The following is a 22,789-nucleotide window of genomic DNA, read 5'->3' as shown; positions in this document are numbered from 1 at the left end:
TTTTGAACTGTAATGCAGAAGGAAAATGGTGGAGGGGGAAGGATTCGAACCTTCGAAGGCAGTGCCGGCAGATTTACAGTCTGATCCCTTTGGCCACTCGGGAACCCCTCCACAAGTGTGGTGCGCATCTTATCAAAAAACATTTTGATGTAAAGAAAATTACTCAACTTTTTTGTCTGACTGCCGATAAAGCAAACAATATGATGTTTTTGTGCAGATTTTATGCTGATAAATGAGTGGCAAACCGGTATTCGGTTAAATGAGGCGATACAGCAACACCGATTCAGTGATTTTTCGCTGTGGCTGGCTTTTCTGTCGCCTGCGGTCGATGAATCAGCTCAGTTTTATACTCCGGATACAGAAAGTGCCAGGTTCCAACCAGATCTGTACCAGCAACTGGGTATACAGCAGGCCAGGCCTTTTAGTTTTCAACCACAAGACGAACAGCATTTAAAACAACAGGCTACAGCCTTCCAGCAAGGGGGAGCTGTCGCTTTGCGTTTAATGCACTCGTTACAAGGTGCACCTTTGGTGATGGAAGACAATAAACACAAGCTGCCGGATGAGGTGAAATCAGGTTTAAGTTTGCATGCAAGACGTCATTTAGTGCAGCAAAAACCAGAGATGATGCAGGCCGATCCTACCGCTTTGTATGAGATTTTAAATCAGCTGCACGCCTGATACTCAGTTAAATCCGATGTTGGCATTTCTTAAATTTAAGGCCACTGCCACAAGGGCAAGGATCGTTGCGAGATACTCTGACTGCAGGATGTTCTGTTAATACTCCACTGCAATACATCCAGCGGCCTTGTTCCAGCTCGAAATCCGATACTTCATCCAGCAGTTCTAATTTATCGCCTGCCAGATAAGAGGCAATAAAATGCACCTGGTTGCTTGTTAATGTCTGCTCGGGTCGTGGTGAATCAGAAAGAATTTTCAGCCCAATAAAATGCACTGCGTTGGCGAAGTCGGCAATATCTGCCTCACTGTGTAACGAGCGGGCTTTGGAATGGTAAGTCTGCACTATATAGCTGTAGCACTGCGGATCTTTGGCATGATGACAATAGGCGCTGTACCGCGAACGCATCAGTTGCTCCGGGTTTTGTGCCGCAGCTTGGCCACAGATCAGCGGCTCACAGCAGGTGGAAAACTTCTTACCTGAACCGCAATAACATGGAAAAGACAACACAACCGTCACTTTGTTTACTCACTCTGCTTCTGATACTTCAACAAAGCCTCAACAAACAGCTTCAATGAAATACATCAATGAATCACTTTCATCAGAGCTTAGTGTAAGCAAAACGGTTGTCAGGGCCAAGCCGGTTATTACTTATATCCGGCTTCAGGCCTGTATTAATGACTGACAGCAATACGCTGATTCATGCTCTGAGCTTGTGTGGCGTCGCTGCTTAACTGGTAAAAACAGGTTTGGTGTTGTTCTGCCAGTTGCTGATAATGCTGCAATGAGCTTTCGCTGAACTGATCCTGCCATACCACTACTGCACTACAAGTACTACTGCTTAAGGCGTCACTCAGGACTGTATGAATATTGCTGATTTGTTTTTGCTGGATCACCAGTACTTTGGACATATCTAGCTCAAAACCACTGAAGGTCGATTTATCCGGTAACTGATTGGGTGCCAGTAACAACACCCAGCCTGAGTGTTGTTGATGCTGCTGAATAATAAACAGCAATTCAGGCAAGGCAAGCTGTCCCGCAGTCACCTGCAATTTTTGATAAAAAGCCGTTTGACCGGTTTTATGCTGCGACTGATTTGGGTTCAGTGAAGAGTAGGCCTGAACTGCTTTATTTAAATTCAACATAGTGACGCTCCAGTACTGTTTGCATTTACAGTGTATGGATATACAGTAGTTTTCTGTTGTTTAAAAAGCAAGCTCTTTTTATAAAGTTTTTGCTGTTTTTTTACTCTCTTTGAAAAGGTTCCTTGTTACTTGTTGTTTTGTAACGTAATTTTTTCAAATCGTTCAGCAGCTAATTGCTGAGCTTGCTGTTGGTCCACTGCAGTTAAGTGTTTACACAGTACTGTACAGGCCTGTTCAGCTGTCTTGTCTTGCTGTAAAGCCGCCAAAATAAACCAGCTGTAAGCCAATACGGCAGACTTAGGCACACCAGCCCCTTTTAAGTAACAGTGACCTAACTGAACCTGTGCCTGTAAATGACCGGCATAAGCAGCACGACAATAGAAAGTAGCTGCCTGATGCCCATGCTGTTGTTGTGATAAAGCGACAGCCTGTTGAAAAAGTTGTTCTGCGTCTTGTTGAGCGTCTGCCTGAGCGACCAAAGCCGAGTCATTTTGCGGTAAATACGACAACATGCTGCCAGGTGATTGCAACAAAACCTGCAGTAGCTGTTGATGTTCTTTTAGCTTGGCGTCCACTTCAGCCAAAGTTAAATCATCAATACCTGTAAATTCTGGGCTTAAAAGCTGTGGTGTTGTCATAAATACAAAATCCGGTTTTAAAAAGCGCGCTATTAGACCCAAGGCACAGGGCAGGGTCAAGTTATTGAGTCTGCTTTATGCTGCCTTCTGTCAACTTTCTGACGATAAAGCCAGCTGCAACCCATTGCCTTGCCAGAATCGCGCCAAATCCGCGGTTTGTATCTTGTCGCAGGAAAAGGCCATGGACAAATTAATTGGAATTGCGGCAAGGCGACAAGCGAATCAATCCTCATGAGCATAGTAGTCCTATGTGATTGGGGTTGGTGAGTACAGTCAAAGCAGCAGCGGTTTCAAGTAAGAAGGCCATAGTCATATGGTTGTCACACAGGCTTCTTACACTTCACATATTAAGGTTGTATGAGCGCAGTACCATGTGGACAGATGAAAGTTACAGGCAAGAACTGGTCAGTATTTTACAGCAGCGTAAGTTGCAGCCGCTGTTTCAGCCTGTACTGGATTTTAATACCGGCCATATTCAGGGCTATGAAGCGCTGATCCGCGGGCCTTCTGACAGCCCGCTGCATTCTCCTCTGGTGTTATTTAAAGTGGCGCATCAATGCCAGCTCTTGCCTGAACTGGAAATGCTTTGTCGTGAACTGAGTATTGCGGCTTTTGCCGCAGCTGCTGTGCCGGGCGATTTGTATTTAAACGTCAACCCGCTGTTATTATTGTCGAATGATCATCCATCCGGTTTAACCCTGGCTCTGCTGAAACAGTATCAACTGGATCCTAGCCGGGTGGTGATTGAACTGTCGGAGCAATATCAGGTAGATGACTCCTCTGTGCTGGTGAATGCAGTGCATCATTACCGCGAACTGGGTTTCCGTATTGCTATTGACGATTTAGGCAGTGGCTTTTCCGGTTTAAAACTCTGGTCTGAGCTTAAACCCGATCTGATTAAAATTGACCGCTACTTTATCAGTCAGGTGCATGCCGACCCGACCAAAAAAGAATTTGTCCGCAGTATTATTGCTTTGGCAAAAAGTACAGGCTCGGCTGTGGTAGCCGAAGGTATTGAAACCCGCGAAGAGTTGCTGCTGTGCCAGGAACTGGGGGCCGATTATGGGCAGGGCTATTTATTAGGCCGCCCTCATGCGGTGATGAGTTCTGTAGTCACCGGCAGCTATCAGCTCAATCCTAATCAGGGCAGTACGCCAACTAATTCAACTGAGCAGGTCGGGGCTTTATTATTAACAGTGCCTGCGGTCGCCAGTATGACCACTGTGGCGCAGCTGTTTGATATCTTCAGTAAAAACCCACAGTGGTCCAGTCTGGCCGTGGTTGAAGACGAGCAGCCTGTAGGTATTATTCAGAAGTCTGTGTTGTTTGAGCTGTTCTCAAGCCCTTATGGCCGTGCTTTGTATGAAAAGAAAACGGTCAAAGCGCTGATGGATCAGGATGCGGTGATCGTAGACGAGCATTGCAGCCTGGATCAGTTGAGTCAGCAGGTAACCGATCAGGATGATGAAGGCAGCTGGTATTTTATTGTTACCCGCGATCAAAAGTATCTGGGGTTAGGTTCGGTGCGGGCTTTATTAAAACGTATCACCGAAAGCAAATTACAAAATGCGCGCTACGCTAATCCTCTTACCTTATTGCCTGGCAACGTACCCATTTATCGTGAAATCGATGGTTTATTGCAGCGGCGTAAAAGCTTTCATATCGCCTATTTTGATTTAAACGACTTTAAACCCTACAACGATACCTATGGTTACAGCAGAGGCGATTTAGTGATCCAACTGGTGGCTGAATTGCTGACCAGCATAGCAGGGGCTGGTGGGCATTTTGTTGGGCATGTGGGTGGAGATGATTTTGTCGTTATCTTCACCAGTGAAAACTGGCAGGAGTTATGTCAGCAGGTACTGAATGAGTTTGCTGAACGTGTGCTGTTTTATTATGAAACTGCTCATGTGCAGGCGGGTGGTATTCGTAGCCAGAGCCGCAGTGGCGAGCAGGTGTTTTATCCTTTACTCAGTCTGGCAGTTGGGGTAGTGTCTCCCGACCCAAGGTTATGTGTTTGTCACCATGATGTGGCCGCTTTGGCCAGTGATGCCAAAACACAGGCAAAAAAACCACAGGGCAACTTTTTGTTTATCTCACGCCGACGTGGGCCTGGCCAGAATGCTTTAGTCAACTAATGACTGGCTAGACCAATTCAACACGCCTGCTGAGGTACACTGCACCACTTCGATAGTCGTCAGGACGGGGATCCATGTTTTTACAGCAGTTTATTAGTGAGCATAACCACGAAGTCAGTTTTAGCCGCCAGCAGGCCTGCCGTTTTGCCAAGGAAGTGGCCACAGATTTTAACCCTATCCACGACGCCGACAGTAAAAGATTCTGTGTGCCTGGTGATTTGTTGTTTGCTCATATGGTCAGCAAACACGGTTTAGCGCAAAAATTACATTGCACCTTCGCCGGTATGGTCAGCTCAGATGTGCTGTTGCACTCAGAGCAGCAAGGTGATGAATGGCGTTTATGTGATCAGCAGCAAAAGAATTATTTGATTTTGCGCCAGCAAGGTGAAATTCATCATGAGTTGGGCTACATCGAATCCTTAGTCAAAGACTATGTGCGGTTCTCAGGCCAAAACTTCCCGCATATTTTGCAGCCTTTAATGCAGCAGCATCAGGTGATGATTAACCCACAGCGTCCGCTGGTGATTTACGAAAGCATGACACTGGAATTTGACCGTTTTTCAGCACAATCGCCTGAATTACGTTTAGCCCACAATGGCTTAACAGTAGAAGGCAAAAGGGGTTTAGCCCGTTTAGGTTTTGAGTTGGTAGAAAAGGGTGAAGTGATAGGCCGTGGCGAAAAACGCATGATTTTAAGCAGCCTGCAGCCTTATGAGGAAACAGTGATGCAGCAAATGGTCGACTTTTACAACGAGCGTAAAACTCAGTTTCAGCACGCGGTTTAAGCCTGTGATTCTGGCGCAGCTGGCTTGGATCGCATCAGCGCTTCTGCTAAGGTGCCGCGAAATAACCCCTTTTAGTTGAGGTCGCTGATGTATTACATGATTTGTTCGGAAGATGTGCCAAATAGCCTGCCATTACGTAAGCAAGTGCGTGAACAGCATTTAGCCCGTTTGCAGGAATTAAAAGCTCAGGACCGTTTATTAATTGCTGGCCCTCTGCCGGCAGTGGATCTGGAAGACCCGGCCGAAGCAGGTTTTACCGGTTCTTTAGTAGTGGCGCAGTTTGAATCTTTAGAACAGGCCAAAGCCTGGGCAGCAGCAGATCCATACATAGCTGCAGGTGTTTATGCAAACTCAGTAGTGAAGCCATTTAAAAAGGTGTTGCCTTAAGCTCTGAAAGTGCTGACTGCTTAGCCAAATAGCTCCCAGAAATCCCCGACCATGTTCGGGGATTTTTTTGCTTCAGGGTCTTTGTTGCTTATTCTGCAGCTATAAAGACGGTAAAAGGGAGGCGGGCGCAGGCAAACTAAATTGATACTCCGCCGTTTGATAGCGCTGAACTATGAGACCAAGCTCGCCATTGTTATATAAGCGTTGCCAGGCTTTGGCCAGTTGCTCTAATTGCTCCGGGCTAAGTGTGTGGCGATTAAAGCCAAAATACACCGGGCTTTGATATACCTCAAACAAGGGTTCTAAACCCACAGTAGGCAAGCCAGCCTGCTTTTTCCAGTAATGATAAGCCACAATATCTTCCAGCACGCCATGTACACGACCATTAAGCAGCAGCGCCTGTTTATCCTCATTGCCTCGAATAAACACAAAACGGGTGCGATTTTTTGCATCGTTTAAAATATTGTCCAACTCATCACCGTAATAAGCGCCATTAAGCAACGCAATAATGCCCGATGTGCCGCTGCGTTTGAGTTGTGTCAGATTGGTTAACCCCGGAAAAGCCTGAGCTATTCCCACCAGATAGATGACTTCTTGCTGATGTGGGCCAATAAACACAAAGTGTTTGCTGCGATCGGCGTTGTAACTTAAGTGGCTTAACACATCCAGTTCGCCTTGTTCGATCAACTTTAACGAGCGTAACCAAGGGCTGTGAATAAACTCCAGTTTACACCCCACCTCCTTTGCCAGACGGGTCAGCAACTCAACATTCAGGCCACGCCAGCTATCATCGTGCTGAATAATATAAGGCGCAAAGCTGGTTTCAATACCCATACGTAAGGTGCAGCTTTGTGAGCGGAAGCTCAGCAGTAAACAGACTATGGCGGCAAGAAAAAGCTTCATAAAGCCCTTGTGAACGCAGCGAACAGATAACCCAACTATATACTCAGCGGCGTAAGCTTGCCTTTGGACTCTAACATTTTTGCGAAAGACGGGCAGATTGCCGCGATAAAGCCAGGCTAAAGAGCCAGAGCAGGGGGTGTCGAATTCAGTAGACGGCGCCGAACTTTAGATGTTTCAAGATTAGAAAAACCATATAAATTAATCGGTTATATACCATCACTATTTTTCTACTGTAACCAACTTGTAAGCCAAATGTAGTTGGCCTGTCATTTAGAGTCATTACTTTAATCCGCTGTTCCCCTCACTCAGATGGATTTTAGTAATGATGTATTCCAGACAAAAACAATTTAAAAAGAAGATGTTAAGCTCGTTAGTGTTGGCGAGCTTGGCCAGTGGCGCATTTACCGTTATGGCGGCGGAAGGCGATGAAGCCGCCATAGAACGTATGACAGTGACCACGCAAAAGCGCGTGCAGTCGATTCAGGATGTGCCTGTCACTGTAGCGGCTTTTACCGGTGAAATGCTGGAACACTTAGGTATTGCTGATTTAGATGTGTTGTCTGACATCACTCCGGGTTTAGTTATTCAGGAACAAAGCCCAAACAACCCTGGTTTTGTCATTCGAGGTATAACCTCAGACAGTGGCTCAGCTCAGGCTTCTCCTCGGGTTTCTGTCTATTACAACGGCACTGATATCTCCCGCTCACGGGGTTCTTACTTCGAACTCTTTGATATTGAACGGGTTGAAGTCGTCAAAGGCCCACAGGCGACTTTATTTGGTACTGCGGCTTCTGTGGGGGCTTTAAGTGTCACCACCCGTAAACCTCAGGAAGAATTTGAAGCTGCCGTGACTTTAGGTGCAGGCAATTTTTCTGCAAAAAATGTGAATGGTTTTATCACGGGCGGCGAGCAAAAAGTACAAGGCCGCCTTGCTTTTACTTATAAAGAGCGTGATGGTTATGTCGACAACATTGCGCAAAACCAGCCGGATTTACATGGCATTGAACGTACCGGCATTCGCCCTTCACTGCGTATTACCCCGAATGAGGATTTAACTGTCGATCTGGTGTACAACTATGAAAAAAATAACGACACAGGCACAGCCTTTAAAAGTCGTCGTTTTGCGCCAACAGGTGGCGATACCAGCCCATATAGCTTTGTAGAGGCCAGTGGCAGCCCTTTAGCCCAGCAAGTATTTGGCAAATCTGATTTGGGCGTAGAGCGCACAGTCAAAGACTTAAATATGACAGTGAACTGGGATTTAAACGAGCAGTGGCAGTTAACCAGCATCAGCGCCAAACGTAGTTTTGATTCATTGGAAGTCTTTGATGCAGATGGCACCCAGGCCTGGTTTTTAGAATTTGCCGAAGATGCGGTTGGCGATCAATTCAGCCAGGAATTACGCCTGAATTACAGCGGCGACAAACTCAATAGCTTCTTTGGCGTCAGTTACTTTGACGAGGACGGCTCTCAGTTGGTGCCTTTTAGTACAGAGGAATCCATTTATCTGAACTGTGTCGGAGTTTTGGCCGCTTATAATCAGCCTTGTATTAACCCTGACGGCACAGTGAATATTTTGACGCCACTGCTGACTCAAGGCCAGTTGCAGGTATTGCCTTATCAAGGCAGCTATCAGAATTTTGGTGAAAATAAAGCCTTTTCGGTGTTTGCTGATTTCAGTTATGCAGTGACAAAAGAACTGGAGCTGACTGCAGGTTTACGTTATGTCGATGAAGATAAAACCAGCCGTTACGCTTCCAACTTTGCCAATTCATTCCTGACAAAAGCACCGCTATTGCCCGTAGTTTCAACCAATGGTCAAATTTTTAGTGCCGAAGGCAGCTTTGATGCCTGGTTACCACGTTTTAATGCGCTGTATCGTTTGAACGAACAACTAAACGTCTACGCTACTGTTTCAAAAGGCCGTCGTTCGGAGGTGATGGATGTAGGTTCTGCCACTAGTGCTGCTGGCGTAGTACCAAGAGTGACCGAAATTCCGGCTGAGTATATCTGGAACTACGAGGCGGGTATCAAAGGCAGCACGGCAAACAACGCGCTGCGTTATGCGGTATCGATGTTCTATCAGGATTATCAGAACTTCCAGGTTAGCCTGCGTGATGATGCCGGTAACACCTATACAGCCAACGCAGGCAACGCCAAAAATATTGGTATAGAAACCGAGCTGAGTGTCACCTTAACAGACAATCTGGACTGGTTTGCCAACCTGGCCTGGATTGACGCAAAAATTGATGATGACAGCAGCAACGGTAACTTAGCGGGCAACAGATTCCGCCTGCAGCCTGAATACACTGCAGGTACAGGCCTGATGCATAGCTATGAACTGGGCGGCGAATATCAGCTGAACAGCTCGTTGATCTACAGTTTCCGCAGCGATATTTTCTTTGAAGAAGCCAACGCTCCTGTGGCAGGTTTTGATATCAGCCAGGGCGCTGTGCAGTTAACCAGCTTGCGTGTAGGGCTCGAGAACACTCAGCAGCATTGGTCTGTGACTCTGTATTCCAGCAACTTATTTGATAAAGAATATCTGGTGGATGCGGGCAACACAGGCGGCGCTTTTGGTTTCCCAAGCTTTATTCCGGGTGCGCCAGCGTTCTTTGGTATTGAGTTTACCAAAAGCTTTATGTAACAGCGCTTTGTGTAATAGCGGCTTGTAGACAAAAAGCTGCAGTGGGAGAGGACCATAAAGATTAGGTTTTCCCTGCCGCAGCTTTCATTGTTTTCCAATCAGGCCATTTCCCATTTTTGAAGGAGCCATTGATGCGTCTCTTTACCCTGTCTTTTTTAACCTTCACTTTATCCATAACAGGCGGCAGCTTGTTTTCTACTTATGCCACTGCGAATACTCTTGCTACCACAGCCGCAGAGCAGTTGTATCAGCCACGCCCTTTGGAAATGCAACCGCAACTGGCTGCGACAGGAACACAGCAAGTGGGTGTGACTAGTTTACGTATCACCAACCCGGCGCAATTAAACCTGTTGACCCAAAAAAAACAAGACCGTGAACTACTGCTGGAGCTCTGGTACCCGGCGGAAAAAACTCTGCCAACGGGTGCTTTAGCGCAGCCAGCGACGTATGACAATGTGACCAAAAGCCACCAGCCTTTTCGTATTCAGGCCAATGCACTGCGGGACGCCAAAGCAAAAACAAACCAGAAATACCCGCTGGTGGTGTTGTCTCATGGTTATGTTGGCTACAGAACTTTGATGTTTTATCTGGCCGAGCATTTAGCTTCGCATGGTTATGTGGTGGCCGCTATTGATCACCCACAATCGACCAATGCCGAAGTGGATGCCATCAAAGCGCCTTATGCTGGTTTTCCTGCTACTTTGTACCATCGATCCCGTGATCAGCAGTTTGTCTTGTCTTACTTTCGCGAGCATCCAAAGGCGTTAGAAGGTGTGATCAATACTGATGCAGCCGCTGTGATTGGTTATTCAATGGGCGGTTATGGCGCCATCAATACAGTGGGTGGCTGCTTTAACTTTACCGAGCAAAGTGTGCAGGCTTTTACTGGTAACAAAGATCAAGCGACTAATGCGGCATTAAAACAATTGCTGAATAGCTGTGCTGGTGGGCAATACCCGAAAACAGCTGCAGAGTTAAAAGTCGACTCAGCCTGGAAAGCCGCTATAGCCATAGCGCCATGGGGAGGCCAGCATAAGCTGTTTTCAGCCGAAACGCTGGCGGCAATCAAAGTACCACTGCTTTACTTTGCTGGAGATCAGGATGATGTGTCGGGTTATGAAGGCATGCAGTGGCTGTATAACCAAACTGGCCGCCAAGACAGCAACAGTAAATACATGCTGACCTATCACAATGCCCGCCACAATATTGCCCCTCATCCGGCGCCTGCTATAGCACGGCAAAACAAAATGGATTTTGGTCATTACCACGATGCCAGCTGGTCGGCGCAAAGCATCAACGACATCAATAAACATTTTGCGTTGGCGATGCTGGACTGCCATGTCAAAGCCATCAGCGCGCAATGTGAGTATTTGAAATTAGCACCAACTCCCACCGATGCCGCAGCTAAAGCAACGGAAAACAGCAGCGGTTGGTTAGGTTTTCCTGCACGTTATGACACTGGCTTGTCCTGGCAGTATCAGTTGCAAAAGTAGCTTGCACTGGTCGCAAAGCGGCAGTGCAACAGGATGTTCAAATCTGTCGAGGCAACAGGGGGGGCTGCCGTGCCTCGACAGATTAATGCTGAGCTTTGTTATGCTTTTGCAGTTAAATCGCTTTCAAAAACAATGAAATACCTTTACCTTTTATTCAGAGCTTGTTGACAAAAATAAACTGTAAAAGGAATTGGATATGTTAGCTAAAGTATTAGGTTTGAGCGTGTTTCTGCTGCTCAGTCAAAGCAGTTTTTCCGCCACTGCGGATGCTGGTATCAGTCAGGCTTTGCAGCATGAAGCTCGCAGTGCTGAAAATAAAAAACGTGACGCTGCACGTAAGCCAGAACAAACAATGGCATTTTTTGAAGTGACACCACAAAGCACAGTGGTCGAAGTCTGGCCTGGTTCTGGTTGGTATACCGAAATTCTGGCGCCGCTACTGGCAGAAAAAGGCAAACTCTACGCCGCCCATTATTCCGATAAGTTCACCTTTTTAAGCGCTGACTATATGCAAAAAGGCCGCGCAGAATTTAAAGCAAAACTTGCATCCCACCCCATCTATAAAAATGTCACTGTGACCAACTTTGCGCCTTTGGCTGACATCGACATAGCGCCAGCAGGCAGCGTTGATGTGGTGCTGTCTATCCGTAATCAGCTCTATCTATTTGATGGCGAAACCTCGTTAAAACATGCCTTGGCCAACTTTTACAAAGCGCTGAAACCAGGTGGTGTATTAGGGGTAGTGGCGCCGCGTCTGCCAGACAATTTAATCAATACAGACTGGAAAAAAACCGGTTATGTGCCAGAGCCGTTATGGTTAAAACTGGCCAAAGAAGCCGGATTTAGTTTTGAAGCAAGCAGCGATATGTTGCTCAACCCAAAAGACACCGCCGATCACCCATCAGGCATCTGGTCTTTACCACCTACTATGGCTGGTACTGAAGAAGAAAAAGCCAGGCATCAGGCTATTGGCGAAGTAAACCAAATGGTGCTGAAGTTTAGAAAGCCGGGGGAGTAGGGCTGTTGTTGCCAGTGTTATAAAAATACAGCTAAATGCTGTTGAGTTAACAATAGAGTTAAGTAACGTTTACTGGCTCTGTTTGCTGATGTCTCAGAGTAATGTGATTGAGGTCGTTTTCACAGACCTCAATCACATTACTCAAAAACTCGAAAGCTCAATATATAAGGATGACTTTAGTGCAATCTAGAATACCCTTGCCGACAGACAATGTTTACAAGTTTTATGCAATGTTTGGTTTATTGATTTTGCTTACAACAGGGATCATGTTTTTTATCAGGCATGAATATTACAATTCGATGGCTTTTGAAAGGCTCGTACCCATAGAGACTCTGAAGGCTAAAAATAAACCTACTGCTGCGGAGAAACTTGAGCTTTATCTGCTTGAACAGAAAGCTGAAATAGCTAAGTTAAATAAAGAGTTTGAGCTGGGGATTTATAGCAGTTGTTTTCTCATTTTTGGTCTTGGATTTACAAGTTCAGGCTTCTATTATTGGCACACTAAGATACAGCCCATGCAAGATAAGTTATTAGAGTTGCAAGTGAAAAAGGCAGAGTATGAAGTCAGAGCGTTACACCAACAATTACAACGCACTCGCTTCACTCGCAGCTGACTTTCGGTTTCAGTGATGCGAGGAAGATCAAAAGATAAAAGAGATCATTAGGTAGATTTTTTTGGGGGGGTAGAAGTTTTTGAACAAGTATTCTGCTGTGTTCTCAAGTGCATACTTAACTTTTCTATTTCCGCAGGCTGCCTCTTCGATATTACATTGCTAAACCAAAGTAACTGCAGGTGATTAAATGGATAAAGCAATCTACGGACTCATTGGAGTTGTATTGGGTTTTTTATTGACAGTTTTTAAAGATTTTGTAATCCAGCGCAGAAAAAACCAAAAGGATATTGAATACTTATGCATTCATGTCATTTTTATGTTGGATAGATTCGTTTCTAGCTGTTCTGAAGTTGTCGGTGATGATGGTTTATGCCACGGACAGCCAGATGCTGATGGTTATCACCGTGCCCAAGTTTCCGCACCTGATTTTGAACCGCAAAAGTTAAGTGTAGAATGGAAATCTCTGCCTACAAAAATAATGTATGAAGTACTAAATTTCCCATTATTAGTAGAAAATGCTCAAGCAGCCATTAGTGCTGAGTTTGAATACTGTGCTACACCACCAGATTATTCAGAAGGGTTCGAAGAACGTCAGTATCAGTACGCGATACTAGGAATCAAGGCAAGTGAGTTGGCATCAAAGCTGAGAGCTTTAAGTAAGTTGCCTCAAAGGGACGTTACTAGTGATAAAATTTTAGAGCATCTAATGGCTAGAAAAATAAAAATTGAAGATTTAAGAGAAAAAAGACAAATGCACCACTTACAAATGATAAGTCAATCTATGCCCAACCCCCTTTAGTACAAAAGCTCCAGCATATATTTATCCACCATTGTCAGTAGTTTTAAGGCTATAGCTTCAGGCTGGTTTTTGTCGAATTCCCATTTTTGCACTGTTGACTCTGTCGTATTCAGATAACGGGTAAATAAGAGTTTCCTGAGGTTATAGCGCTCACGTAATGCTTTTATATCTGCTGGCTACGAGGGTTTTGGGATGCTCAGATAACTCTCGTCAAACTGGCGCATTGTGGCAGTGGTTAATGCGCAACCTTTAATAACGCCTCAGCAGCGTTGTGAACTGACTCCAGCAGTTATGATTTGTATCTAGTTTCACGAAAAACCCAATAGGCGTATGCAACTCACTGTGGCAAAATCGGTTTTCTAGCTTAAACAGCAAACTAATAAACATTAACGGAGTACTGTCGCATTGGCACTTGAGCCTGGTTTTTTAGTGATCCATTCCAATCAGCTGGAGCAGCTGCGCTCGCTTCTGGTGCAGTTTTGTCAGCGTTATCCACTCTCGCCCTTAGAGCTTGAACAGGTGCTGGTGCAAAGTAATGGTATAGCGCAGTGGCTGAAGCTGGCTTTTGCCGCTTCTCCTGATGAAGCCGATCCTTTTGCGCGTGGTTTAGGTATAGCCGCTGCTATGCAGGTGCAACTACCTGGCCGTTTTATCTGGAGCATGTATCAGCTGGCGCTGCCAGAGCAGCAACTGCCTGATTTGTCTGTGTTTAGTAAAGACAGTTTGCGCTGGCGTATTTTCCGGTTATTGCCGGCGTTAGTCGCAGAGGATGAATTTGAGCTGTTGCGCCGTTTTATCAGTGAGGATAAAGACCAACAAAAACGTTCTCAGTTGGCTTTGAAACTGGCGGATTTATTTGACCAGTATCAGGTGTATCGCGCCGATTGGCTGGCCGATTGGGCCAAAGGGCTGTATCGGCTGGCACAAATGGATGGCGATGCGAAAGCTATGCCGGATGATCAGCTGTGGCAGGCCAAACTTTGGCAGGCGATTTTGGCAGAGCTTCCCGCAGAGCAGCAGCAACAAAGCCGGTTTTCCTTGCATCAGGCTTTTTTACAACAAGTGAAAAGCTGGAAAAAAGCGCCAAAAAATTTACCACGCCGGGTGATTATTTTTGGTATTTCGTCTTTGCCACAACAAATGCTGGAAGTCTTGTCGGCCTTAGCGCCTTATTGTCAGATTTTATTGGCGGTATTAAACCCTTGTCAGTTGTATTGGGCCGATATTATTGCCGAAAAAGACAAAGTCAAAGCAGCGCAAAAACGCCAGCCAACTAAGGCCGGTTTTTTACCTTTTGCCAGTGCTGAGCAATTATCAGGCCAGGCACAGCCTTTGCTGGCGGCCTGGGGTAAACAGGGGCGGGATTATATTCGCTTGCTGGACCAGTTTGACGAAACTGCCGCTCATAAAGAGCTGTTTGCCCATCAAAAAGTCGATTTATTTGAAGCTCCCAACACCAACCATTTATTAGGCCAGTTGCAGGACGATATTTTGCAGCTGCGCTCCATCACTGAAACCCAAAGCCAATGGCCAGCCTTAACAGCTGAAGCGGCGCGCAGCATCTGCTTTCAAAAGGCGCATAGCCCACTTCGGGAAGTAGAAATTCTGCATGATCACCTGTTGCAGCTTTTTACTGAATACCCGGATCTTGGCGCTAAAGATGTGATGGTGATGGTGCCGGACATTAATTTGTATGCGCCTCTCATTGAAGCCGTATTTGGCAAAGTGCCGATGGGCGATGTGCGCTATATCCCTTACAGTATTTCCGATCAAAACAGCAAAAAGCAGCAGCCGTTATTGCAGGCTTTAGAAGTGCTGTTAAGCCCGGAGCAACAACGTTTAAACGCCAGTACTGTATTCGATATGCTGGATATCAGCGCCTTGCAGCAACGTTTTGGCTTAAAAGCCGCCGCTTTACCCAAGATTAAGCAGTGGATTGAAGGGGCTGGTATTCGCTGGGGGCTGGATCAAAAGCATCGTCAGCAACTGGGGTTGCAGCACGGTTTTGAGCAAAACAGCTGGCTTTTTGGCATTCGCCGTATGCTATTGGGTTATGTGGCGGGCGATACAGCGCCATGGCAAGGCATAGCGCCTTATGCCGATGTAGCGGGTTTAGAAGCAGCCGAACTTGGTCCTGTGCTGGTCTTACTGCAAAAAATCGACGAGCTATGGCAACAACTGGCGGTAAAACGTAGCGCGGCCGACTGGCATTTGTTATTTACTCAGCTGTTGCAGGACTTCTTTGCACCCGACGAGCTGGAAAGTCAGCAGCTCGTACAGCAATTACAACAGCAACTGCAAAGCTGGCTCGACAACACCACAGGCGCTGAACTTGAAGAAGAATTAAGTTTACAAATTGCCCGTCAGGCTTTGCTGGAACCTATGCAGGCCGGTGGCTTGCAGCAGAAGTTTTTTAGTGGCCGTGTTAACTTCGCCACTTTGTTGCCAATGCGATCTATTCCTTTTGCGGTGATTTGTTTGCTTGGCATGAACGATGGCGCTTATCCACGGGTGCAGCAACGGCAGGACTTCGACTTAATGGCGCTGGATTATCGCAGTGGCGACCGCTCGCGCCGTGACGATGACCGTTACTTATTGCTCGAAGCTTTATTGTCGGCCCGCCAGCAGTTTTATATCAGTTGGGTAGGTTTTAGCGTCTTTGATAACAGCGCCCGTGCACCTTCTGTGCTGGTCAGTCAGCTGCGTGATCATTTGTCTGCGGGCTGGGCTATGGTTGCAGGAGTTAATGGGGCAGATGGCACTGATTTATTAGAGCAAATCACTTTTGAGCATCCATTACAGCCTTTTAGCCGCCGTTACCGTGAAGCAGGATCAGGCCTTGTTAGCTATCAACAGGAGTGGGCCAGTTTGCATCACAAAGCTTGGGCTGCTGTGAAGACACAAGCGCTGCCAGTCCTGAACGATTTGCACTGGACTTTAAAACAAGCCAGCGATTTTATGCGTGAACCGGTGCGGTTCTTTTTTAATGAACGTTTAAAAGTACGGCTGGAATTGCCTGAACTGGCCAGCATTAACGATGAAGTCTTTGCTTTGGATCCGCTGGAACGCTGGCAAATGCAGCAACAGTTAGTTGCAGAGCTCAAGCGCAGTGTCGAACAAAGCCAAAACGGACAACAAAACTGGCAACAACAGACGGAGCAACAGCTGGAGTTATTCCGTTTGCAAGGCCGTTTGGCTGTGGGTTCTGGTGCTGCGTTAATGCAACAGGATTTGGTGGCAGGGCTGGAAGAACTGGCAGCTGGCTATCAGGATTTTTTAAGCGCTTTCCCAACAGCCGATGCTGGTTTTTATCCGCTGCGTTTTGTTTGTCAGCAGGGTGAGCTTGCCGAACAGCTCACTGGTTTCCGACAAGGCCCTCCTGACAAAGGAGGTTTAGCTTACGCCGAGCTATTGCCAACAGCCTTGATTAAAGACCGCAGTATTGTCTGGCGGCATCTGGTCGCACCTTATCTGAAATTACTTTTATGCTGTGCCAACGGTTTGCCGCTTACGCTTTATGTACTTTCCAGAGTGGGCCAGTTGGTGCTGCAACCTATTGAAAAACAACAAGCACAGGCACAACTGAGTCAGATATTACAGCTAATGCAGCAAGGGCTATCAGAGCCTTTAGCGCTGGAATTTAGTGTAGGTGTTGAATTGGTGAAACAGCTGGAAAAAGGCGCAGCTTTGGATGACAAACTGCTGTCTAAGCTGGAGCGTTTATACACAGGCGGCGACTTCAACAATGGAGCCTTACAACGTAGTCCTTATTTGCAGCGCGCTTTTGCGCAGTTTGATGCGCTTTGGCAAGAGGGCCAGTTAGAAAAAAATGCCACGGCTTTATACGGGCCATTACTCGCCGTTAACTACAGCGAGGTGTCGGCATGACTGAAGCTACAACTCCTGCCATAACCAATCTGGATTTACTGTCTTTCCCTTTATCCGGCAGTCAGCTGATTGAAGCCAGCGCTGGCACAGGAAAAACCTTTACCATAGCGGCTTTGTATTTACGTTTGGTGTTGGGCCATGGCACCAGTAAAGCCTTATTGCCGCCCGATATTCTGGTGGTGACTTTTACCGAAGCTGCAACCCAGGAGCTGACTGAACGTATAGGCCAGCGTTTAGCAGACGCCGCCCGTTATTTCCGTGAGCAATCTGACTCTTTAAAAGCTGGGCAGGCGGATGCTTTTTTACAGAGCCTGCGCAGCGAATTTACTCCAGAGCAGTGGCCGCATTGTGCCTATCAGTTAGAGCTGGCGGTGCAGTATCTGGATGAAGCTGCCATTTCTACTATTCATGGTTGGTGTAATAAAGTGCTGGCCGAATTTGCGCTGTCCAGCGGTTATTTGTTTGAACAAAACCTGGTGACAGACGTCGAGCAGTTGCAGCTGGATGTGATCCGGGATTACTGGCGCAATTTTTATTATCCCTTGCCGGAAGAACATGTAGCGACCGTCTGGCAACAGCTGCAAAACCCTGAAGCTTTGCGTAAAAAAATTCTGCCGCTGATAAGTCATCTCGCATTATTTACAGAACCTGCCACACCAGCTGTGTTATTGCCTGAAGTGAAAGCGTTGCGTAAGCAAAAGCTGGCAGAGCTCAAAGCACCCTGGAATAACTGGATCAGTGAAATCCGTATTTTGTTGCACGGCGCTATAGAGCGCAAAGAAGTGGATGGCCGTAAATTGCAGGCGCGTTATCTCGACAGCTGGCTGGCTAAATTAGTGGCCTGGATCACGGATGCAGACATGGTTGATCCGGATTTACAAACAGGCCAAAGCCGTTTAACGCCACAAGGTTTGAGTGAGGCTTTTAAAGATAAAACGCCACCCAATCATCCGGCTTTTGAAGCTATGGCAAAACTGGCGGACGAACTGGCAGCTTTGCCGGACCCAGAGCAGGATTTAGTGCTGCATGCTGCTTTTTGGTTTGCGCGGCGCTTCCATCAGCTGCAGTTAGAACGCTCTGAACTGGGTTTTGATGAACTGTTAAGCCGCTTGCAGCAAGCGCTGCAAAAAGACGAGGGAGGTTTACTGGCCGAGCGTTTACGACGTAAATTTCCGCTGGCGCTGATAGATGAATTTCAGGACACCGATCCTGTGCAATATCAGCTCTTTGATGCCATTTATCAGCTTAATGAAAACAGAACAGATTGCGGCATTTTATTGATAGGCGACCCAAAACAAGCCATTTATGCCTTTCGTGGTGCTGATATTTATAGTTATTTAGCGGCCAAACAAGCCACAGCAGGAAGGCACTTTCAACTACCGAAGAACTTCCGTTCAACCAACGAAATGGTCAGCGCGGTCAATCACTTATTTAGTTATGCCGAGCAGCGCGCTTTAGGGGCTTTTGTGTTGGGCCGGCCGGATTTACTCAGTTTTTATCCGGTAGAAGCTGCAGGGCGTAAAGAGCGTTTTGTGGTGGAGCAACACCCGGCCACAGCGCTGGAGTTTTGTATTAAAGAATCCCCCGATGGCAAAGTGTTTAGTAAGGCTGCCTGTTTAGCGGAGATGGCGCAGGCCTGTGCTGAGCAAATAGCAGTGTTTTTAAGCGGTAGCACTGGCTTTGTCCAGGATGACACATTCAAGAAGCTTAAAACCAACGATATAGCGGTTTTAGTCAATAATCAGCAGGAAGCCAATGCTATTAAAAAAGCCTTGGCAGAGCGGGATTTGGCCTCTGTGTATTTATCCGACAAAGGCGCCGTATTTGAAAGCCCGGTGGCTTTGGATTTATTACTCTGGTTGCGCGCTTGTGCTGAGCCGCAGCGTGAAGCCTTAGTGCGCTCGGCTTTATCGAGCTGGAGCTTGTCGTTAAATTATTCCGAGCTTGAGCAACTGCTGCAGGATGAGCTGTTATGGGAGCAGCAACTGGCGCGTTTTGCCAGTTATCAGGCGCTTTGGCAACAGCAAGGTGTGCTGGTGATGTTATGGCAGCTGATGCGTGATTTTGCTGTGGCTGAGTTTTTACAGCAACAGCCATCAGGCGAGCGGCTGTTAACAGATATTCTGCATTTAGCTGAACTGTTGCAACAACGCTCCATGGAGCTGGAAGGTCCGGCTGCACTTATTCGTTATTTGGCCGAGCATTTAGCTGGGCAAGGCGATTTAGCGGCTGAGCAGCAAAAACTGCGGTTAGAAAGCGACGAAGCCCTGATTAAAATTGTCACCATTCATAAATCTAAAGGCCTGGAATACCCACTGGTATTTTTACCTTTTATCGCTTTAGCGCGAGCTGTGGATGCCAACAAAGGCCCTGTGACTTACCATCAGGATGGTGAACTGACCGTCGTGTTACAAGCCAACGAGCAGCAAGCCCAACAAGCCGAGCGTGAGCGTTTGGCCGAAGATATGCGAAAGCTCTATGTGGCTTTAACCAGGGCGCGGCATTATTGCTGGGTGGGGTTGATGCCTGTGAAAGAGCAAAGCGCTATAGGTTACTTGTTATCCGATGATGCTTTGCTATCGCCAGTGGCTTTGCAAGAGCAGTTATCACCATTACTTTCACAGCCACATATTCGTCTGGCCGATAACTTATCAGAACAGCGCTCTGTGGTGCTGCTCCAGGATCAGGCCGGTGAGCTACTGCCTTATGCCCAAATGAATCGTTCGGTCAAAGAGCTGTGGTGGATAGCCAGTTACAGCGCTTTGCTGGAGCAACATCAGCATGACAGTAAAGCGGCTGAGTTATTTCAGGAACTGGCACCAGAGCAATTGCAGGATGATAGTGAACCTCAAGAGCCTGAAGCTTTGACTATCGCTCAGGGTTTTGTGCGCGGCAGTCAGGCCGGTACATTTTTGCATGATGTATTGGAGTGGGGCGCAGCCCAGGGTTTTGACGAGTTAGCGCGGCAGCCGGATTTATGGCAACAAGGCCTAACCCCTTTAATGCAAAAATATGGTCTGTTGCAGCAACTGCCAGAGCATAGATGGCAAATCCGTTATTGGGCTGAGCAACAAGCACCTTATCCTGAAACTGATAATTTATCCGCAGCGATAGTGCCATTGCAACACTGGCTGACGGAGTTGATTCAAACACCACTCTGGCGAAATACCAATGCCAGCTTAAGCACACTTAAAGACGGTTCGTATCGCGCTGAACTGGAGTTTTGGTTAGCAGTACAACACTGCAGCAGTACGCAACTTGATAGCCTGGTGCAGCAGTATCTGTGGCCTGAATTGCCACGACCAGCACTTCGGACCACCCAATTGCAAGGCATGCTAAAAGGTTTTATCGACTTAACCTTAGAGCAGGAGGGCCGCTATTGGGTGCTGGATTATAAATCTAACTATATAGCCGATGGCCAGTATGACAGCCATGCCTTAATACAACAGATGCTGGCGCATCGCTATGATGTGCAGGCCGCTTTGTATGCAGTGGCTATCCATCGCTTATTACAAAGCCGTCTGGCGGACTATAAGCCACAAGAACATTTAGGTGGCGCTTTGTATTGGTTTTTGCGTGGGGGTGAGGCTGCAAACAAAGGTGTGCTTGCTGTGGATATTCCGCTGGAGTTGGTGAACAAGCTTGACGCTCTGCTGCAAGGTCAGCTCGTTGCTAAGGAGCTGGTAAATGTCTGATATTGGATTGGCAGAGAAGCAACTGGAATTGCAGATGCAGGGCAAAGAATGGCGGGCTTTGGATAAAGCGCTGGTGACTTTTTTCCGTGAACAGCAACAGCTGGAGCCAGCATTGGCGCTGTTGATTGGTCAGTGCAGCTTTGCGCTGGCGCAAGGCCATTTGTGTTTACCACTTAAATCTATGTCGCAGCATTCACAACAAGAATGGCTGGTGCTGATGGCGCTTTATCCTGATTTGTTTGAATTAAGCGAAAACCGTAATCAGCCTTTTGTGTATGCCAATACTGCTTTGTATATGCGGCGTTATTTTAGTTATCAGCAGCAGATAGCGCTTTATTTGCAGCACAGCAGCCAGCGTAGCCAGCAGCTACGCCAGGCTATCAATCCGGCGCTGCTGAAAAACTTATTGGACCCGCTGTTTCCTGTGTCGGCAACAAAAAGTGCTGAACCTGACTGGCAACGTTTATCCTGTGCTATAGCCGCCAGCAGCAGTTTTAGTGTGATCACTGGCGGGCCTGGTACAGGCAAAACCACCACAGTGGTGAAACTGCTGTTGGTATTACAGCAATTACAGCAGCAACAAGGTGCCACGCCTTTAACTATTCAACTGGCTGCCCCTACAGGCAAAGCGGCAGTACGGCTTCGAAGTTCTATCCGCACTACGCTGGATAAACTGCCTGCATCGGCAGAAATGAAAAGCCAGGTGCCTACAGATGTTTCTACCTTGCATAAACTCTTGGGCGCCCGGGCGCAAAGCAGGCAGTTTAAGCAAAATGTTTTTGAGCCTTTGGCGTTGGATCTATTAGTGGTGGACGAAGCCTCCATGCTGGATGTCGAGCTGATGGCCGCTTTGCTGTCGGCCTTACCAGCCCATGCCCGGTTGATTTTATTAGGCGATAAAGACCAGTTGGCCTCAGTGGAAGCCGGCGCTTTAATGGCAGAGCTGTGTCAGTGGGCAGAGCAGGGGCATTATTTAGCGGAAACCGCAGCCTGGCTCAATCAATTATCTGCTGCCGCTATTCCGACAGATTTAATCAGCGATACAGGTAAAGCGCTGGAGCAGCAAATAGGTATGCTTCGCGTCAGCCATCGTTTTGATCCACAAAGTGGCATCGCCAAACTTGCCCATGCGGTGAATGCAGGTCATAGCGCTGAAGTAGACGCTATTTGCCGCGCTGATTATGCCGATCTACAGTATCTGGAAGCGACAGACTTTAAGCAGTTAAAACAGTTTGTGTTAACAGGCAAGGCAAAGGCAGAGCAAAAAGAAACAGCTGGTTTTAGTTTTTATTTAAACACAGTAGCTCAAGGCCCAGCTTTGGATGCGTCAGAGCTGGTTATCGATCTCTGGGCGCAACAAGTACTGGCCGATTTTTCCGCTTTTCAGTTGCTGTGTGCGGTGCGGCAAGGGCCTATGGGCGTAGAACAGGTCAATCTGAGTGTAGAGAAGATGCTGCATCAGGCCGGGCTTATTCAGCAGAGCAGACAGCAAAGCAATCAGCACAGCAGCCACTGGTACGCCGGACGGCCTGTGATGGTGACACAAAACGATTATGCGCTGGGGCTGATGAATGGCGATGTGGGTATTTGTTTGCTACGGCCTTATCAGGGCAAATGGATGCTGGCTGTGGCTTTTGCATCAGAAGACAGCAGCAAAACTGTGCGCTGGGTGTTGCCAAGCCGGTTACAGCAAGTCGAAACCGCTTATGCCATTACTGTGCATAAATCTCAAGGCTCAGAGTTCCGCCATGCGGTGCTGGTATTGCCAGACAATTTCAGCCCGGTGTTAAGTCGTGAGTTGATTTACACCGGTATTACCAGAGCGGCGAAACTTTTTAGTTTGATTTGTGGCAAAGCGGAATTGTTAGCCAAAGCTGTGGAGCTGAAAGTACAGCGTCATGGTGCTGTGCGGCTTTAATATCGAAAACCGGATCAGAGTAAATTCAAGCCTTTCGCTTTA

16 protein-coding genes and 1 tRNA gene are annotated in these 22,789 nt (G+C 47.2%); 12 read left to right on the top strand and 5 right to left on the bottom strand.

All coding sequences use genetic code 11. From position 1 onward, the window contains the following. Positions 1 to 26 precede the first annotated feature (26 nt). Positions 27 to 111: transfer RNA gene (locus P3C17_RS10930), tRNA-Tyr, on the bottom strand. 111 nt (positions 112 to 222) lie between these two features. On the opposite strand from P3C17_RS10930, the gene P3C17_RS10925 reads away from it, so the two are divergent. Next, a complete protein-coding gene (locus tag P3C17_RS10925) occupies positions 223 to 681 on the top strand; it encodes a VC2046/SO_2500 family protein (protein ID WP_300929475.1) in 459 nt (152 codons plus the stop codon). Positions 682 to 688: 7 nt separating this feature from the next. Here P3C17_RS10925 and P3C17_RS10920 read toward each other — a convergent pair whose 3' ends face one another. The 3 genes from P3C17_RS10920 to P3C17_RS10910 all read right to left on the bottom strand — a co-directional run bounded on the left by P3C17_RS10920 (position 689) and on the right by P3C17_RS10910 (position 2,462). Continuing rightward, on the bottom strand, positions 689 to 1,189 hold the full coding sequence (locus P3C17_RS10920) for a YchJ family metal-binding protein (protein WP_300929474.1): 501 nt from the start codon (positions 1,187 to 1,189) through the stop codon (positions 689 to 691). Positions 1,190 to 1,353: 164 nt separating this feature from the next. After that, positions 1,354 to 1,824, bottom strand: a complete 471-nt coding sequence (locus P3C17_RS10915; RefSeq protein WP_300929473.1) for a SulA-like leucine-rich domain-containing protein — start codon at positions 1,822 to 1,824, stop codon at positions 1,354 to 1,356. A gap of 125 nt (positions 1,825 to 1,949) precedes the next feature. Beyond that, positions 1,950 to 2,462, bottom strand: coding sequence for a hypothetical protein (locus P3C17_RS10910; RefSeq protein ID WP_300929472.1), 513 nt, complete (start codon positions 2,460 to 2,462; stop codon positions 1,950 to 1,952). 371 nt (positions 2,463 to 2,833) lie between these two features. Here P3C17_RS10910 and P3C17_RS10905 point away from each other — a divergent pair, with 371 nt between their 5' ends. The 3 genes from P3C17_RS10905 to P3C17_RS10895 all read left to right on the top strand — a co-directional run bounded on the left by P3C17_RS10905 (position 2,834) and on the right by P3C17_RS10895 (position 5,772). Beyond that, a complete protein-coding gene (locus P3C17_RS10905; RefSeq protein WP_300929471.1) occupies positions 2,834 to 4,600 on the top strand; it encodes an EAL domain-containing protein in 1,767 nt (588 codons plus the stop codon). A 74-nt stretch (positions 4,601 to 4,674) separates the two neighbouring features. Then, the gene (locus P3C17_RS10900) at positions 4,675 to 5,385 is read left to right on the top strand and encodes a DUF3581 family protein (RefSeq protein WP_300929470.1); all 711 of its coding nucleotides are present in this window, start codon (positions 4,675 to 4,677) and stop codon (positions 5,383 to 5,385) included. A gap of 87 nt (positions 5,386 to 5,472) precedes the next feature. Continuing rightward, positions 5,473 to 5,772, top strand: coding sequence for a YciI family protein (locus P3C17_RS10895; RefSeq protein WP_233006836.1), 300 nt, complete (start codon positions 5,473 to 5,475; stop codon positions 5,770 to 5,772). A gap of 99 nt (positions 5,773 to 5,871) precedes the next feature. On the opposite strand, the gene P3C17_RS10890 is transcribed toward P3C17_RS10895, so the two are convergent. Continuing rightward, positions 5,872 to 6,675 carry a transporter substrate-binding domain-containing protein gene (locus P3C17_RS10890; RefSeq protein ID WP_300929469.1) on the bottom strand — a complete coding sequence of 268 codons (804 nt, stop codon included), beginning with the start codon at positions 6,673 to 6,675 and terminating at the stop codon, positions 5,872 to 5,874. A gap of 322 nt (positions 6,676 to 6,997) precedes the next feature. Between P3C17_RS10890 and P3C17_RS10885 the strand changes: the two genes are divergently transcribed. From P3C17_RS10885 to recD, 8 genes are all read left to right on the top strand, one after another. Continuing rightward, on the top strand, positions 6,998 to 9,322 hold the full coding sequence (locus tag P3C17_RS10885) for a TonB-dependent receptor (RefSeq protein WP_300929468.1): 2,325 nt from the start codon (positions 6,998 to 7,000) through the stop codon (positions 9,320 to 9,322). A gap of 131 nt (positions 9,323 to 9,453) precedes the next feature. Further along, a complete protein-coding gene (locus P3C17_RS10880; RefSeq protein ID WP_300929467.1) occupies positions 9,454 to 10,815 on the top strand; it encodes a hypothetical protein in 1,362 nt (453 codons plus the stop codon). Positions 10,816 to 11,011: 196 nt separating this feature from the next. Continuing rightward, positions 11,012 to 11,833, top strand: coding sequence for a methyltransferase (locus P3C17_RS10875; RefSeq protein ID WP_300929466.1), 822 nt, complete (start codon positions 11,012 to 11,014; stop codon positions 11,831 to 11,833). Between the two features lie 179 nt (positions 11,834 to 12,012). Next, positions 12,013 to 12,447 (top strand): hypothetical protein, encoded by a 435-nt coding sequence (locus P3C17_RS10870; protein ID WP_300929465.1) that lies wholly within the window; start codon positions 12,013 to 12,015, stop codon positions 12,445 to 12,447. Between the two features lie 187 nt (positions 12,448 to 12,634). After that, positions 12,635 to 13,246 carry a hypothetical protein gene (locus P3C17_RS10865; protein ID WP_300929464.1) on the top strand — a complete coding sequence of 204 codons (612 nt, stop codon included), beginning with the start codon at positions 12,635 to 12,637 and terminating at the stop codon, positions 13,244 to 13,246. 405 nt (positions 13,247 to 13,651) lie between these two features. Then, positions 13,652 to 17,134 carry an exodeoxyribonuclease V subunit gamma gene (gene recC, locus P3C17_RS10860; RefSeq protein WP_300929463.1) on the top strand — a complete coding sequence of 1,161 codons (3,483 nt, stop codon included), beginning with the start codon at positions 13,652 to 13,654 and terminating at the stop codon, positions 17,132 to 17,134. Beyond that, on the top strand, positions 17,131 to 20,829 hold the full coding sequence (gene recB / locus P3C17_RS10855) for an exodeoxyribonuclease V subunit beta (RefSeq protein WP_300929462.1): 3,699 nt from the start codon (positions 17,131 to 17,133) through the stop codon (positions 20,827 to 20,829). Before recC ends, recB begins: the two co-directional genes overlap by 4 nt. After that, a complete protein-coding gene (recD, locus tag P3C17_RS10850) occupies positions 20,822 to 22,747 on the top strand; it encodes an exodeoxyribonuclease V subunit alpha (protein ID WP_300929461.1) in 1,926 nt (641 codons plus the stop codon). The genes recB and recD overlap by 8 nt, the downstream gene beginning before the upstream one ends. Positions 22,748 to 22,789: the final 42 nt, after the last annotated feature.

The organism is Rheinheimera sp. 1928-s (genome assembly GCF_029269265.1).
Classification (GTDB): domain Bacteria; phylum Pseudomonadota; class Gammaproteobacteria; order Enterobacterales; family Alteromonadaceae; genus Pararheinheimera.
This window is presented reverse-complemented; position numbering and strand designations above follow the sequence as displayed.

What these genes read in the sequence shown, in the direction of transcription:
- P3C17_RS10925 (WP_300929475.1), top strand. Translation starts at nt 223, where the DNA reads ATGCTGATAAATGAGTGGCAAACCGGTATTCGGTTAAATGAGGCGATA.
- P3C17_RS10915 (WP_300929473.1), bottom strand. Translation starts at nt 1,824, where the DNA reads ATGTTGAATTTAAATAAAGCAGTTCAGGCCTACTCTTCACTGAACCCA.
- P3C17_RS10910 (WP_300929472.1), bottom strand. Translation starts at nt 2,462, where the DNA reads ATGACAACACCACAGCTTTTAAGCCCAGAATTTACAGGTATTGATGAT.
- P3C17_RS10905 (WP_300929471.1), top strand. Translation starts at nt 2,834, where the DNA reads ATGTGGACAGATGAAAGTTACAGGCAAGAACTGGTCAGTATTTTACAG.
- P3C17_RS10900 (WP_300929470.1), top strand. Translation starts at nt 4,675, where the DNA reads ATGTTTTTACAGCAGTTTATTAGTGAGCATAACCACGAAGTCAGTTTT.
- P3C17_RS10895 (WP_233006836.1), top strand. Translation starts at nt 5,473, where the DNA reads ATGTATTACATGATTTGTTCGGAAGATGTGCCAAATAGCCTGCCATTA.
- P3C17_RS10890 (WP_300929469.1), bottom strand. Translation starts at nt 6,675, where the DNA reads ATGAAGCTTTTTCTTGCCGCCATAGTCTGTTTACTGCTGAGCTTCCGC.
- P3C17_RS10885 (WP_300929468.1), top strand. Translation starts at nt 6,998, where the DNA reads ATGATGTATTCCAGACAAAAACAATTTAAAAAGAAGATGTTAAGCTCG.
- P3C17_RS10880 (WP_300929467.1), top strand. Translation starts at nt 9,454, where the DNA reads ATGCGTCTCTTTACCCTGTCTTTTTTAACCTTCACTTTATCCATAACA.
- P3C17_RS10875 (WP_300929466.1), top strand. Translation starts at nt 11,012, where the DNA reads ATGTTAGCTAAAGTATTAGGTTTGAGCGTGTTTCTGCTGCTCAGTCAA.
- P3C17_RS10865 (WP_300929464.1), top strand. Translation starts at nt 12,635, where the DNA reads ATGGATAAAGCAATCTACGGACTCATTGGAGTTGTATTGGGTTTTTTA.
- recB (WP_300929462.1), top strand. Translation starts at nt 17,131, where the DNA reads ATGACTGAAGCTACAACTCCTGCCATAACCAATCTGGATTTACTGTCT.
- recD (WP_300929461.1), top strand. Translation starts at nt 20,822, where the DNA reads ATGTCTGATATTGGATTGGCAGAGAAGCAACTGGAATTGCAGATGCAG.